The organism is Bradyrhizobium brasilense, assembly GCF_029714345.1.
In the GTDB taxonomy this organism is placed as follows: domain Bacteria; phylum Pseudomonadota; class Alphaproteobacteria; order Rhizobiales; family Xanthobacteraceae; genus Bradyrhizobium; species Bradyrhizobium australafricanum.
Map to the genome: position 1 here is coordinate 8426419 of NZ_CP121669.1, position 13253 is coordinate 8439671.

Sequence of the window (13253 nt, forward strand, 5' to 3'; positions counted from 1 at the left end):
ACTCGTCATATGACCAAAGCCCTGATTATGGCGGGCGGCAAAGGTACACGCCTGAAGCCGTTCACCGCATCTTTTCCGAAGCCGCTTGTGCCGCTCGGAGATTTGCCCGTACTCGAGCTATTGCTCCGTCAATTGAAAGCCGCCGGCGTTCAAGAGGTAGTACTTTCTGTCAATCACTTGCATCACCTGATCCGCGCATTTTGCGAGGATGGCTCCAAGTTCGGGTTGAAGATCGACTATGTACTGGAAGACGAGCCGTTGGGGACTGCAGGATCGTTAGCCTATGCGCTCGACAAGCTCAGCGACGATTTTATCGTCGCCAACGGAGACCTGCTCACGAACTTCAACATAGCTAAAATGGTGCAGGAGCATCGCACGCAGCCAACCGCCGCGTCGATTGCCGTTTTCAAACGAAGCACGAAGATCGAATTCGGCTTGGTCGAGGTTGACAACAACATGCGGCTTACGGGCTATCGTGAAAAGCCCACCTACTCTCATTTGGTCAGCATGGGTCTCTATGTCCTCAACCGCGGTTCGGTTGCTCCTCATCTGGTGCCCGGCAAGTACCTCGACATGCCGCACCTTATGCAAATTTTGATCGAAGCCGGTAAATCCGTCCTCTGCCGATCGCAGGATTGCCTATGGCTCGATATTGGAAGGCCGGAGGACTACGCCACGGCGCAGCAGCTGTTTGAAGAGAAGCGGGAACTGTTTTTGCAGAGTGAGCGATGACAGTCGCACTGGTCACCGGAGCGAACGGCTTCCTTGGCCACTATGTCAGGCGCGAGCTGACACGGCGGGGCGTGAAGGCCGTTGGCTTGTGCAGATCGCCAGGCTCCGCCGACGACCGATCGATTCTACTTCCGAGGCCGCCCACGCGGCATGACTTGAGCGGCGTTTTGGATAGCGTGCGCCCTTCAATGATTTTTCATCTGGCTGGTCAGACGCATTCAGACCTGCCGGAGGATATCTATCAATCTAACGTCATTCTGGCGGCCCATATTCTTGAGGCCGCACTGAGCGTCGATCAGCCGCCCACGGTTGTTTTGGCGGGAAGCGCTGCAGAATACGGCCGCCCCATACATAGGGATGGCATCGTTCGGGAAGCCGATCCCTGCACCCCTCTGAGCCTCTACGGCATTTCAAAGCTGACACAAACCCATCACGGTCTTGCCGCGCATGCTCGTGGGTTACCGGTCATCATGGCTAGGCTTTTCAATCCGATCGGCGCCGGAGCGCCCCGTTCAACGGCATTGGGAAGCTTCGTGAGCCAACTCGCGGCGACGCTCCGCTCTGAGCGGACGTTGAGAACCGGCCCGCTAAATGCCGTGCGTGATTTTATTGACGCCGCTGATGCAGCCCGCGCTCTTATTGATCTGGCTGAAACTCCCCGCGCTGTTGGGCAGATCGTCAACGTTTGCACGGGGGTCGGCACCACCGTTCAGCATCTCGTCGACCGCCTCATGGAGATCGTCGACGCCCCGATCACTCACGAAATTGAGGGAGAGCGACGCGGCACAAGCGACCTCGACATCATTATCGGCGATGCCAGTCGTCTGAGCCAACTCGGCATCGCGGTTCCGCTTCCGGACGTCGATGCGATCTTGCGCCAGATGCTCGCTGCTGCACAGGCTGAAAACGGACGGGTGTCGCTTTGAATACGGCCCCTCTTACCGTCGTCATCCCTACTTACCGCGACGGCGATGCGCTGCGGCGCGCCTTGCGCTCCGTGGCGTGTCAGACGCTTCAACCACGCGAAGTAATCGTAGTGGACGACGCGAGCGGCGACGAGTCCACTGACAGGATTTGCAGTGAGTATGTCGCTCAACCGATCAAGTTGATCAAGCTTCCCCGAAACCGTGGTCCTGGTGCCGCTCGCAATACCGGCATCCTGGCAAGCTCGGAGCCTTTTCTGGCATTTCTCGACGCAGACGACGAGTGGCATCCAGAAAAGCTAAGGATTCAAATGGAGCTGATGCTGGCTCCGGGAGCACCGCTGCTGAGCTCCCATCGCAAGGGTTTCGCCGGCACCGCATGGTCGTCCCTCAATGGGCCGATCAACGCACGATGCATTACGCGGGGCGCCATCCTGGTCGCCAATGTCGCGCCTATTTCAACAGTCGTTATGCGACGAGATGCTGTCAGGCACCATTTCCCTCAGACCTATGCGTGTGAAGATTATTGGTTCGTGGCCGCACATGTTCTCTCCGGCATCCGATCCGTGAGAATGGACGAAACGCTCGCGCGAGCGGATAAGCCGGCGTTCGGAACAACGGGGCTAAGCGGCCGGTTACATGCCATGCAGCTGGGCGAAATGCGCACGCATCTCTCTTTGTGGAGAACGGGCCTGATCAGCGCGTGGGAGTACGCTCCGCTCGTCGCTTGGACGCTCGCGAAGTACCTACGGCGACTCTCGATCGTCCAACTCCGCAACGTTGCAGTCTATTTCACCGATCGGGAGAGCAACCGAATGGACGCCACCCCGAACCGCGGTCTGGAGAGATAAATTGCCCGTGAAACGTAATCGGCTCGATCGCATGCCCGTCTTCGGCACGAGCTCAATGCCGCTGGATCAGCCATCAGCAAGAAGACCCGACAAGGACGCGCTCGGTATGACAGATAGGGGAATTGGCAAGAGCGGTCCGCAGACGGCACCAAGCAGCTTAGCTGTAAATGAACGGAAGTCGCGCGCCTCGCTTGCTATCGCCGATATGGCGTCCGCCGCTCGCCAGCGGAGGCTCTGGCTCCGGCTTGGCTGGAACGACATCATGCAGAGATACCGCCGTTCGGTTCTCGGCCCGCTTTGGCTCACGGTCAGTATGGCCATCATGATCGTTTCTCTCGGGCTTCTCTACGCGCAGATCTTTCAAAGCCGAATCGACGATTTTCTCCCATATCTGTGCGTCGGCTTCCTTGTTTGGGGCTATTTCTCCAGCTTCCTGACCGAAGCCGGCTTGTTGTTCGTTGGCTCCGAGACCTACATCAAGCAGATTAAGTTGCCCTACGCGTTGTACGTATTTCGGGCGACCTGGAGCAAGGTCATCATCTTCGCCCATAACTTCGTCATCTACCTGGGCGTGATGGCTTATTTCCACAACTGGCCGGGCGCAAATGCGTTGCTGGCCGTACCAGGGTTCCTACTCCTCACGGTCAACGGCGCTTTGCTAACCCTCTTCATCGGGATGGCTTCAGCACGCTTTCGCGACATCCCACAGGTGATCGGCTCCGTCGTCCAAATCCTGTTCTTCATCACGCCGATCATGTGGAAGTCCGATCAGCTTAAAGATCGCACGCTCATCGTGGACTGGAACCCGTTCTATCATCTGATCCAGATCGTGAGAGAACCTTTGTTAGGCGACATTCCGACAGCCGCCACTTACGTGGTGGTCATCACGATGACCCTGATCAATCTCGTCGTCGTCGGGCTGTTTTTTGGCCGATTCCGCGAACGCATCTCCTATTGGGTCTAGAATGTCCTCTTTGACGAACGCAACTATCGAACGATTGGCACTGGACAACGTCAGCGTCTCTTTTCCGATTTACAGTGGGGGATCGCGATCTCTGAAGAAGGGCCTTCTGTATCGAGGATCGCGAGGACGGATCGCGAGCGATGCGAATGACCGCCTGGTGGTAGAGGCCTTGCGGAATGTATCGCTAAGGTTCTCTGTCGGCGACCGCGTGGCACTCGTGGGCGCCAACGGAGCCGGCAAGACGACGTTGCTACGCGTTATGGCAGGAATCCATGAGCCAGCCTCGGGCGCGGTCCGCGTTTCGGGGCGAATATCGCCGATGTTCGACATTGGACTTGGGATAGATCCTGAGTTGAGCGGGCTCGACAATATCAAGCTTCGTGGACTTCTGTTGGGCCTCGATCCTGAAGAGATCGACCAACTGATTCCGGGGATCGGACAGTTCACTGAACTCGGCGACTATCTCGAATTGCCGGCACGCACTTACTCGTCCGGCATGCTGACGCGGCTCACATTTGCCGTAGCCACGTGCTTCGCCCCCGAGATCCTCCTAATGGACGAATGGATTCTCGCCGGTGACGCCGGCTTCCTCGCCAAAGCCGAACAACGCCTGAAATCATTCGTGGAGAATGCCAGCGTTCTCGTCCTGGCCTCCCACAACGAGCAGATCTGCAGGACGTGGTGCGAGAAGGCCGTATGGCTGGACGGTGGGCGCGTTAGAGCCGCCGGCCAAATCGACGAGATCTTGTCGGCCTATCGCAGCGCCACACTCGATCCGCGCTAGCAACGGTCGGCGCTCACGAGATCAAGATCGTAAGACAGGGCATAGTTCGGTCAAAGGCTACGGTGATTGCATGAACCTCCACGTCCCTTCAGCAGGTTTCAGATGCAATGCTTGTCAGGGACGAACGTTCACCCTGATGGCAACACGCACCGACGATGTCGCGGTTCTTCGATGCGACGAATGCGGGCTCGGCGTCATAGAAGCGATACCGGAGGACCTTGGATCGTTCTACGACGATGCATACTACGGCTCGCAGAAGGTCGATGGTGCCGTGGGCTATAATGACTACCAATTGATGGCCGAGCATGGACTGTCGTGGGCGGCTGAACTGGTTTGCCGCCTTAAGGACGGTGGAAAAATTCTCGATATTGGCTGTGCCGACGGCAATCTTCTGAAGCGGCTCCCGAGCACTTTTGACCTCTATGGCATCGAGGTCAATGAGGGCATGATCGCGCATGCGAGGGAAGTCAATATTAAGATATTGGGCCGGGACCTGCTAGATCCCGCCATTCCGGAAACGCATGCGCATCAATTCGATTGCGTAACCGCCATCGCTGTATTCGAGCACCTACGTGACTTCCGTCGCGGAGTTCAGGCTGCGCTAAGCTTGCTCAAGTCGGACGGCTTTTTGTTGTTCGAAGTGCCCTACATCTCGGACACTCATCAAAACCGAGTTTGGTTCGAGAGCTCCTTGGAACATGTCTTCTATCCATCGGGGGACGCGCTACGTCTGCTGATAGAAGAGCTCGGATTTCACCTAGTCGGAGGCGAGATCTACATCCGCGACTTCGCCTCGAACTTTGTCGGGATCGTTTTCCACGACGGTTCGCGCACCAACGACATCAAGGAGCTATTTGCCCGCATAACGGGAACTGAGGGTCGCATAGCGGAGCGCACGCTGCGCGCCGCACGCCAAAAGCTGATGCTGATCCACGCAGCGCAGAGTACACCCGATCTGCTCGTGGGTCTGCCTGATCTATCGCAGTCGGCTCTTGACGTACCTCTGTTGACTCGAATTGAGCAGCTCTGGACCAGTGATCTCCGGAGATTGACCGCCGCGCGTACCGAATGCGCTGCGATCACCGCCAAGTACTCGGCGTTAGCGAACGAGAGCAAAGCTACGTCTGAGGCAATGGAAGCGCAGATAAGCGAACTTTCCGATCACCTCAAGGAGGAAGCCGCAAACTATGCGGTGCTGCTGCGGACGAGCGCTGCCAACTCGGATCTATTGCAAGAACGGATAGAACGGCTCTCCAACCAACTCAACCAGGAGGCTGAAAACTATGCCGTGCTGTCGCGTGAGAGCAACGCCCACTCCGAAGCGTTGCAAGCGCAAATAAAGGAGCTCTCCGAGCGGCTGAGGCGGGAGACCGCAAACTATGCGGCGCTGGCCCGCGAGAGCAAGGCTCACTCTGACGCGCTGGAGGCGCAAATTGAACAGGTCTCCGGTCAGCTCAAACAGGAGACCGAGAGTTATGCAAAACTGGCGCTCCAAAGCGATAAGAAGTCCAGAGAACTAGAGGCGCGCATAACATTTCTAACCGGCGAGCTCGATCAGGCAGCGGCCGCATATTCCGAACTGGAGCAGGATACAAAGCTGAAACTACAGGAACTGGCCATCCATATCAATGCGCTCTCCCATAAACTCGCGCGCGCTACGGATAGCAATATCGCCATTACAGCCGATCGAGCACGCCTCTCCACTCACGTCTCACTCTTGGAGGCCCACTATGCCGACCGCGAACGAGCTGCTCAAGCTGAAACGATTTCAAGAGAGCTAGAAGTGGCAAATCTGAAGGAGAGCGTTAGAGCCCTGACCGATCAGGTATCGGCCTTGGGGTTCGAGATTGACCTCATTCTCCGCAGCACGATCTGGAGATCAACGTCGATATTGCGGCGGGCGGGGCATAGAGTTCCTCAGCTGGCTCGGATGACACGCCAAGCGCTCAAGCTGGTAAAATGGACCTTAAACTTTGAGCTTCGACAAAGATTGCGCGAAACGATCGCCAATCGGCGAAGGCTACGCGAAGAGGAGTTGGCCGCAGCTCAAATCCAGCTGCCAAGGCTGGTCTTCGACCAGCGAACGGGTTTTTGTGAGCCTGTCGAGCCGACAGTGGACGAAGCCGCAGCATGGCCGAGCGACCGACCGCTCGTCTCGGTCGTTATCGTATCATTCAACTACGGTCATTTCGTTGCCGAAGCAGTCGATTCGGTGCTGGCGCAAACCTTTGACAATCTGGAAGTGATTGTTGTCGAGGGCGGCTCAACCGAACCGCTTTCCCGAGAGCAGACATTGGCCTTGACGCGACCCAAGACAACAGTCGTTGTCCAGACGGAGCCTCATCAAGTAGGTGCGAATCGAAACTTCGGCATCAGCAAGGCCCGCGGAAAATACATTTGCTGCCTCGATGCCGATGATCTGCTCAAGCCGACATATATCGAAAAAGCGGTATTCCTGCTGGAGACCTATGGATACGACATTGTCTCGAGCGCCATGCAGCAGTTCGGAAGCTCTGATGAGAAGGTCGGCATCCTTGGCGAGCCTGTGCTGGCTGACATGCTCGAAGGGAACCATGTTCTGACCTGCGCGGTTTTTCGCCGAAGCCTCTGGGAGAGGGCCGGCGGCTATCGCGACACCGACCGCACCGTCACCGGACATGTCTATGAGGACTGGCTGTTTTGGACGCAGCTCGCAGCGCAGGGCGCGCGTATCCATAACATGGCAAACGATCACCTCTTCCTGTATCGGCGCCACGGCCCTAGCCTGAGCACCCAGAGCGACCTGCACGGCATGCCAATTCATCGCAAGTTGATCCGGCAGGCGCTGGGAGACCTCGTCACGCCCGCCGCGCTTCGCGCTTCGCGTCTTGCTGCAGCGGCAGATAGACGTCCGGAGAATGCCGCTACCAACTTTCTGGGACGCGCTTCGAAGGGCAGAGTAGCCCCAGCGATCCTGCTCGCGCTCCCGTTTACGCTGATAGGAGGAGCGGAGCGTTTGCTCAGCGGCATTGTCGCCCATCTCACCAAACAAGGATGGCGCGTAACGGTCATAACCTCAATCGAGGCTGGACGCGAACACGGGGATTCCACGAGTTGGTTCGAACAAGCGACCGCCGAAATATTCCATTTGCCCCGGTTCCTTGCCGCGGATCGATGGCCGGATTTCGTAAACTACCTGATCGCCACCCGCGAGATCGACGTTATCTGGATCGCAGGCAGCGCCTTCATGTACAGTCTGCTACCCTCGATCCGCGCCGCATTCCCGAAGGTCAGAGTGGCAGACTTGTTGTTCAATACTGTCGGTCACACCAAGAACAACAGGAAATACGCTCATCTTATCGACGTCAATTTCGTGGAGAACAAGGAGGTCCTGCAGTTTCTCCTCGATGCGGGAGAGTCGCAAGACCGCGTCCGACAGATCTCCAGCGGGATTGATCTGCACGATTATCTGCCGCGTCCTCGCGACGGCTCCGTCATCGAGTATTTGAATGCAACGCCGGACGAACTCATTGTCGGCTTTTCGGGCCGTTGGTCTGAGGAGAAAGACCCTCTGGCCTTCATTGAAATTGCCCGTAAGTCATCACATTTGCCGATTTTGTTCGTGATGACCGGAGCCGGAGCGCTTCGGACAGAAATCGAGAGCGCAGTCGCGTCGGCAGGCCTTGGCAATCGTTTTCATCTTATCGGCGAAGTTGACGATGTCCGCCCCTGGGTCTCATCGTATGACGTGCTTGTCCTGCCTTCACGGCTCGACGGCAGACCGGTTGTCGTCCTGGAGGCGCTCGCACTGGGCGTTCCGGTCATTGCGTCTTCCGTAGGGGGCTTACCTGAACTCGTCCGTGACGGCGTGAATGGATTTCTTTGTCAGCCGCGCATGATAGATGAGTTTGTAGACAGGCTCACGAAGCTTGCTCTCGATCGGGAAGTTCTTCAACGAATGAAGGAGGCCGCTCGGCGCAGCGCCGAGCGGAATCTCGACGCGCGCAAGATGCTTGCCGCCTATGAGCAGGGACTAACGGCGCTGATCCGATCGGCAAATCCGCGCGTGCAGAGCGCTTCACTCGCCGACTAGGTGGATTTTGAAGCGCTCAACTCAGGAGCGTCGAGCCAACAACTGCCCCCGACTTCGTTTCCGGTCCAGCCCGCCGCAGTATTCGAACATGATCGAGCTCACAACCACCAGATCATCGATCCCAAAATCATTCGCAATCGGCCCTTGGTTTGGACCACGAGCGCGGTTTTTGTACACCGATGTCTTCGCGGCTTTGTCCGCGGTGATGTTGCCGTGGTCGACGACCGGCCTCACGGTCTTCCTGTTGCTGTGGTTGATCTCTTTGATCCCGCTGACCTCGTCGGCCGATTTCCGTCCATTCCTCCATCTCGTCACCCGGCCGTTTTGCTTGCTGCCGCTCACGATGGTCCTAATCGCGGTAGTCGGGACTCTTTGGGCCGATGTTTCCTGGCATGCAACGTTTATAGGCATCAAGCCTCTCGCCAAGTTGCTCGTACTCCCATTTTTGATCTACCATTTTCAGCGGTCGCCGCGCGGTAGCTGGATCTTCATCTCGTTCGTTCTATCTTGTGCGCTGCTGATGGGGCTGTCGTGGATTGTTCTGTTTAAGCCCGAACTGAAGCTGACGACCACTCTGAGCGCGGGAGTTCCTGTCAAGAACTATATCGATCAAAGTCAGGAGTTCGTACTGTGCATGGTCGCGCTCGCGCCCTGGACTATTTCGTTCTGTCGGCAGGGCAACTACTGGGCTGCTGCGGCATGCACCGCACTGATGCTCGCCTTCTTCGCGAACATGGCGTTCGTCGTATCGGCGCGCGCAGCCATCGTCTATCTTCCGGTGCTGCTCATCGTCTTCGCATCAAGGTATCTCAACCGCCGCCAATCGACGCTGCTTTTTAGTGCCTGTGTTGTGGTTGCCGTCGCGGTCTGGTTCACGTCCGGCTATTTGCGCGCTCGCGTCGCGGATCTCTGGATCGAATATCAGTCCTCGAAGCAGAATATTGTCCGCTCGACTGGGCAGCGGCTCGAATATTGGGAAAAGTCGCTGAAATTCTTCGCTGAAGCCCCCATATTCGGCAATGGGACTGGCTCCGCACAGGCATTGTTTGAGCGCGATGCCCTCGGTAAGACCGGGTTGGCCGCCCAAGTGACCAAGAACCCGCACAACCAGACCCTCAACGTTGCGGTTCAATGGGGCATCATCGGGATTGTTGCACTCTATGCGATGTGGATCTCCCATCTCCTGCTATTTCGCGGAGACGGATTCGCGAGCTGGCTCGGACTACTTGTCGTAATCCAGAATATGACCAGCTCCCTTTTCAATTCTCATCTATTCGATTTTCATGAGGGATGGATGTATGTCTTGGGTGTTGGCATTGCGGCTGGCGTGAGCTTGCATGAGAAACGGGCCGCAAGCGTCTCGACCTCGCTTGGTCAAGGTCAGCTAAAGCCTTCCGACTCCACGCGTTGCTCCACAAGCTGACGCGTTGGACTACTCTGCGTCGCCGTCGCAATTGCAACCTATCCGGCCGTTTTGGGGAACGTACCCCACACCATAAAAGAACTCGCGGCTGAACTTGGCCACGCGCTTCGCAAGCGCGTGATGGACCCATTGTGAGGCCGCGTCTGGTTTTTGCAGGTCCCGCCGCGTACCACATAAGCTCGTCCCGCTCACCGGTAGCTCGGAGTACGATTCTCGTTTTGGTTGCGCACCAGTAGATTGTAATGATACATAGAGGTCTCTTAGCAGGCGATTTTTCAGCATTCGCCCGCAAACGCTGACGCCTGTCGAAACACTTGGAACGAGAGGGGCTTTTTCTTGACGTCTGTTAGTTGTCAGCAGCAACCTCAGCGCGATTTAATTTTCGACTTGGGATTACATCGAGGGCTTGATTCGGAATTTTACCTCTCGAAAGGATTTCGCGTCATCGGTCTGGAGGCGGTACCGTCGATCTGCAACGGTGCACGTGAGCGACTTTCTCGCTTTGAAGAAAGATTTACCGCCGTCAACAAGGCCCTGTCGGGTCGCGCGGGTGAGCTAGCCTCATTCTATAGCGTCCCCGAGAAAGACGATTGGGGTAGCCTTACCAAACTTGCCGCTGAAAAGGGGGAATACCAGTCGGTCGAGATCATTGTCCCCACTACTGATCTACATGAACTGCTCGACCAATACGGCACCCCCTACTACATTAAGTGTGATCTGGAAGGAGCGGACGTAATCTTCCGCGATCAGCTAGCAAAGGATCATCGGCGCCCGGTATTTGTGTCGCTAGAGGTGAACAGCGAAGTGGATATCGATATCCTGGCCGAAGCCGGATACGATCGCGGTCAGATCGTCAACCAGTGGATGCATCCTTTTACGCAGGCTCCAAACCCTCCTTCCGAAGGAAGCTACCACGAAGCTCGCTTTACTGGAGAGACAAGCGGTCTGTTCGGACTCGAACTCCCGCGTCAAAGATGGTCACCCCTGGAAGCCGTGAAGGACATGTATCTTCGATGGAGAGCGCTTAAGGCGATGGATGAAAATCTCGCACCCGGCTGGGTTGACGTACATGTCTGCACCGCTGAAGTGCTTGGCGCGTAGTTGGCGGTCATAACGATCGCGCGCGTACTCGCTCGTTTGATGCTCGATATCGGGCGGGGCCGGAACTACCTCTTCCCGTTATCTCCGTTCTGCACGAGCACGTCTGATGCAGGGAGGCACAGACGCTCGTTTGGTAGTTTTCCTAGTGTGACACAGGCCAGCCATGCTTGAGCAGCAGTTTGTATCCGCAATTGCTCATCCATTTCGCGCGCGCAAGATGCGATTCGTATGCCTGCCTGGCGCGGATCGGCTCGCGCTCGGGATCGATGTGAAGCACAACTTCCGTCACTTCGCGCCAGTCCGCGCCTTCGGCGTGGGCGTCCAACATGCGCATATAGGTGATCGCATGTTTCTGGTCATATGGCGTCAGGATATCATCCGCCGGCGCCGTATCAGCGACATCGGGATTGAGCGGCGGCTTTTCCATGACCATCTCCCCAGGACGTAGATCCGTCGACGATAGCGTTTGGCTTGTTCGAGCGTTGGGGAAGCGAGTGCCATGTCAAGGATTGCTGATTGTTGCGGCATCTTCTATCCTTGGGCTGGTACAACCTCATTGTCTCGCACGAAAACGAAACGGGAAGTCACAGGGAATTCTGCATCAGCCGCACCGTCCTGACCAATGAGGAGTAGTCCGGCTCCACCATTAGCAACGTTCAGAATGACCGGCACGCCGCTCCAAGTCTTGATTGGCTCCATTCCAACGATAAGAAATTCACCCACGGGCTGATCGAAATACTGTAACCTCAATTGCGGAGCGACCTCTGCTGCCGCAAGTCCGAAGCCCAGCTGCCGCGCGCGATCATAAATTGCTGCCAAACTCACGGCATCCGTATCAAACCCGAGTTCTTGCACCGACACTGCAAAGAGGTTGACCGTCTTCTTTGTTGTGCTGACGGCGAAGGCCGGTCGAGCGAGAATCTCGCCGGCCAGGCCGCCGATGTTGCAACCGATTGCATCAAACGCATCGCGCAGGGCCAATGAGCTTGCAAACGTCCCTACTGCAATTACACACCGCAATATCGGCGGCAGATCTGATCAAGTCGTGACCCATGCGGGCTGGTGGCGTAGCTTTCTTGAGCTTCAACTGGTTCCGCAAACCATCTTGCGCCGTGCATTGGGCCCTAGTTTGGCTCACCAATGAGACATTGAGCGTCGTGCAGAGCAACGCAATGACGAGATGGTGACTGCGGCGCCAGCCGGCTAAAAACCGAAATCGTGCGCGGAAACCCCGCTTCCTTACTAAGGATGCTGACCACATAAATCTCGTTTGCGTATGCCTCGGCAACGCTTCCAGCAACATAAAAAACTTCAGCATTGTAAGCGGCTGTACGGGCGGTTTAGTCCGCTCACTCCATCGCGTCGATCCAGCCTTTTGGATCGCTCGCGCTGCCGCCATCAATATTAGCGAGAATGCGAAGCCATGAAAGCAATAGGTCGGTCCGTTAGGGACAGAACGCGCTTCGAATTCCATGGCAGCAATCTTGGCGGTACGAAACGATCCGATCTGCAGCCAAGACGACACACTTAGATGAGAACCGCGGGCGGTTCGTTCTTTGCGTACAATACTTCTCGGAGCATTCGTGTCGGACTCCTTGAGGGTGGGCGGCAGCACGGTCAAGCTGACATTACGTTGTAATCAATTGTCGCGACAATCTCGACTGCAATCCGTTTCTGCGAACTATAGGCCAATTGTAGGAGGGCCAATGAGATCACAATTCATGATCGCTACTTTGAGCTTTTTGGTAAGTAGTACTGTTGCGCATAGCCAAGTGACCATCAATTCGCAGACGCTGTCGTCAGACACTGCGATCGGCGCGGTCGACCAGGATGTGCAATTCGCGCCCAATGCTCGGGTCTATACCAACGGCTATCAGCTCAAGATCACAGCGAAGACGCTGAAGGGTAACTCCGCGAGCATCCTTGCCTTCAACGGTCCAGCAGTGAATGGATCGCGTGGGCAGGATGGGATTTCTGCTGGATCAAACGGCGGGCACGGCGTTGATGGCGCATCCGGAAGACATGGGGGCGCCATTATCCTTCGTGCCGACAAGTATGACGGTGATCCCGGGTCGCTACAGGTATTCAATGTGGGTATGGCGGGTGGAAATGGAGGCGATGGAGGCACTGGCGCGCGCGGCAGTTCCGGAGCCAATGGGCGAGGGCCGGACGTTTCAGACTGTTGGTTCGGAAATTGCCGACGTGGAGGCGATAACGGTGGTCCAGGCGGTCCAGGTGGTGACGCGGGAGACGGCGGCGACGCCGGCTACGGAGGCAACGGTGGGACCGTCATTGTGATCGTCTCAAACGGGAGCGAGCGGATCAATATTGACACCCGTGGTGGAGCCGCAGGCGTGAGAGGCAATCCGGGCTCACCTGGCTTAGGGGGACAAGGCGGAGAAG

At 56.7% G+C, this 13253-nt stretch carries 11 protein-coding genes; 9 read left to right on the plus strand and 2 right to left on the minus strand.

Annotated features, from left to right (window positions below; all coding sequences use genetic code 11):
• Positions 1-9 precede the first annotated feature (9 nt).
• From QA635_RS39075 to QA635_RS39110, 8 genes are all read left to right on the plus strand, one after another.
• Complete coding sequence (locus QA635_RS39075; RefSeq protein ID WP_038381229.1) at positions 10-732, plus strand: nucleotidyltransferase family protein; 723 nt, start codon at positions 10-12, stop codon at positions 730-732.
• Positions 729-1658, plus strand: coding sequence for an NAD-dependent epimerase/dehydratase family protein (locus QA635_RS39080; RefSeq protein WP_283065227.1), 930 nt, complete (start codon positions 729-731; stop codon positions 1656-1658). The genes QA635_RS39075 and QA635_RS39080 overlap by 4 nt, the downstream gene beginning before the upstream one ends.
• On the plus strand, positions 1655-2506 hold the full coding sequence (locus QA635_RS39085; protein WP_283065229.1) for a glycosyltransferase family 2 protein: 852 nt from the start codon (positions 1655-1657) through the stop codon (positions 2504-2506). The genes QA635_RS39080 and QA635_RS39085 overlap by 4 nt, the downstream gene beginning before the upstream one ends.
• Before the next feature lie 7 nt (positions 2507-2513).
• A complete protein-coding gene (locus QA635_RS39090; protein ID WP_341850450.1) occupies positions 2514-3470 on the plus strand; it encodes an ABC transporter permease in 957 nt (318 codons plus the stop codon).
• 1 nt (position 3471) lies between these two features.
• Entirely contained in the window at positions 3472-4254 is a 783-nt protein-coding gene (locus QA635_RS39095; protein ID WP_482151234.1) for an ABC transporter ATP-binding protein, read from the plus strand.
• 136 nt (positions 4255-4390) lie between these two features.
• On the plus strand, positions 4391-8326 hold the full coding sequence (locus tag QA635_RS39100) for a glycosyltransferase (protein WP_283065233.1): 3936 nt from the start codon (positions 4391-4393) through the stop codon (positions 8324-8326).
• A 169-nt stretch (positions 8327-8495) separates the two neighbouring features.
• On the plus strand, positions 8496-9749 hold the full coding sequence (locus QA635_RS39105; protein ID WP_283065235.1) for an O-antigen ligase family protein: 1254 nt from the start codon (positions 8496-8498) through the stop codon (positions 9747-9749).
• A 336-nt stretch (positions 9750-10085) separates the two neighbouring features.
• Positions 10086-10850 (plus strand): FkbM family methyltransferase, encoded by a 765-nt coding sequence (locus QA635_RS39110; protein ID WP_283065237.1) that lies wholly within the window; start codon positions 10086-10088, stop codon positions 10848-10850.
• Between the two features lie 142 nt (positions 10851-10992).
• On the opposite strand, the gene QA635_RS39115 is transcribed toward QA635_RS39110, so the two are convergent.
• Complete coding sequence (locus QA635_RS39115) at positions 10993-11277, minus strand: DNA -binding domain-containing protein (protein WP_283065239.1); 285 nt, start codon at positions 11275-11277, stop codon at positions 10993-10995.
• A gap of 104 nt (positions 11278-11381) precedes the next feature.
• The gene (locus QA635_RS41620; RefSeq protein ID WP_341850411.1) at positions 11382-11831 is read right to left on the minus strand and encodes a hypothetical protein; all 450 of its coding nucleotides are present in this window, start codon (positions 11829-11831) and stop codon (positions 11382-11384) included.
• Between the two features lie 984 nt (positions 11832-12815).
• On the opposite strand from QA635_RS41620, the gene QA635_RS39125 reads away from it, so the two are divergent.
• Positions 12816-13148 (plus strand): hypothetical protein, encoded by a 333-nt coding sequence (locus tag QA635_RS39125; RefSeq protein WP_283065241.1) that lies wholly within the window; start codon positions 12816-12818, stop codon positions 13146-13148.
• Positions 13149-13253 lie beyond the last annotated feature (105 nt).

Excerpts from the sequence above, each read along its gene's own strand:
- QA635_RS39125 (WP_283065241.1), top strand. The coding sequence starts at position 12,816 with ATGGGATTTCTGCTGGATCAAACGGCGGGCACGGCGTTGATGGCGCAT.
- QA635_RS39080 (WP_283065227.1), top strand. The coding sequence starts at position 729 with ATGACAGTCGCACTGGTCACCGGAGCGAACGGCTTCCTTGGCCACTAT.
- QA635_RS39100 (WP_283065233.1), top strand. The coding sequence starts at position 4,391 with ATGGCAACACGCACCGACGATGTCGCGGTTCTTCGATGCGACGAATGC.
- QA635_RS39095 (WP_482151234.1), top strand. The coding sequence starts at position 3,472 with ATGTCCTCTTTGACGAACGCAACTATCGAACGATTGGCACTGGACAAC.
- QA635_RS39115 (WP_283065239.1), bottom strand. The coding sequence starts at position 11,277 with ATGGAAAAGCCGCCGCTCAATCCCGATGTCGCTGATACGGCGCCGGCG.
- QA635_RS39075 (WP_038381229.1), top strand. The coding sequence starts at position 10 with ATGACCAAAGCCCTGATTATGGCGGGCGGCAAAGGTACACGCCTGAAG.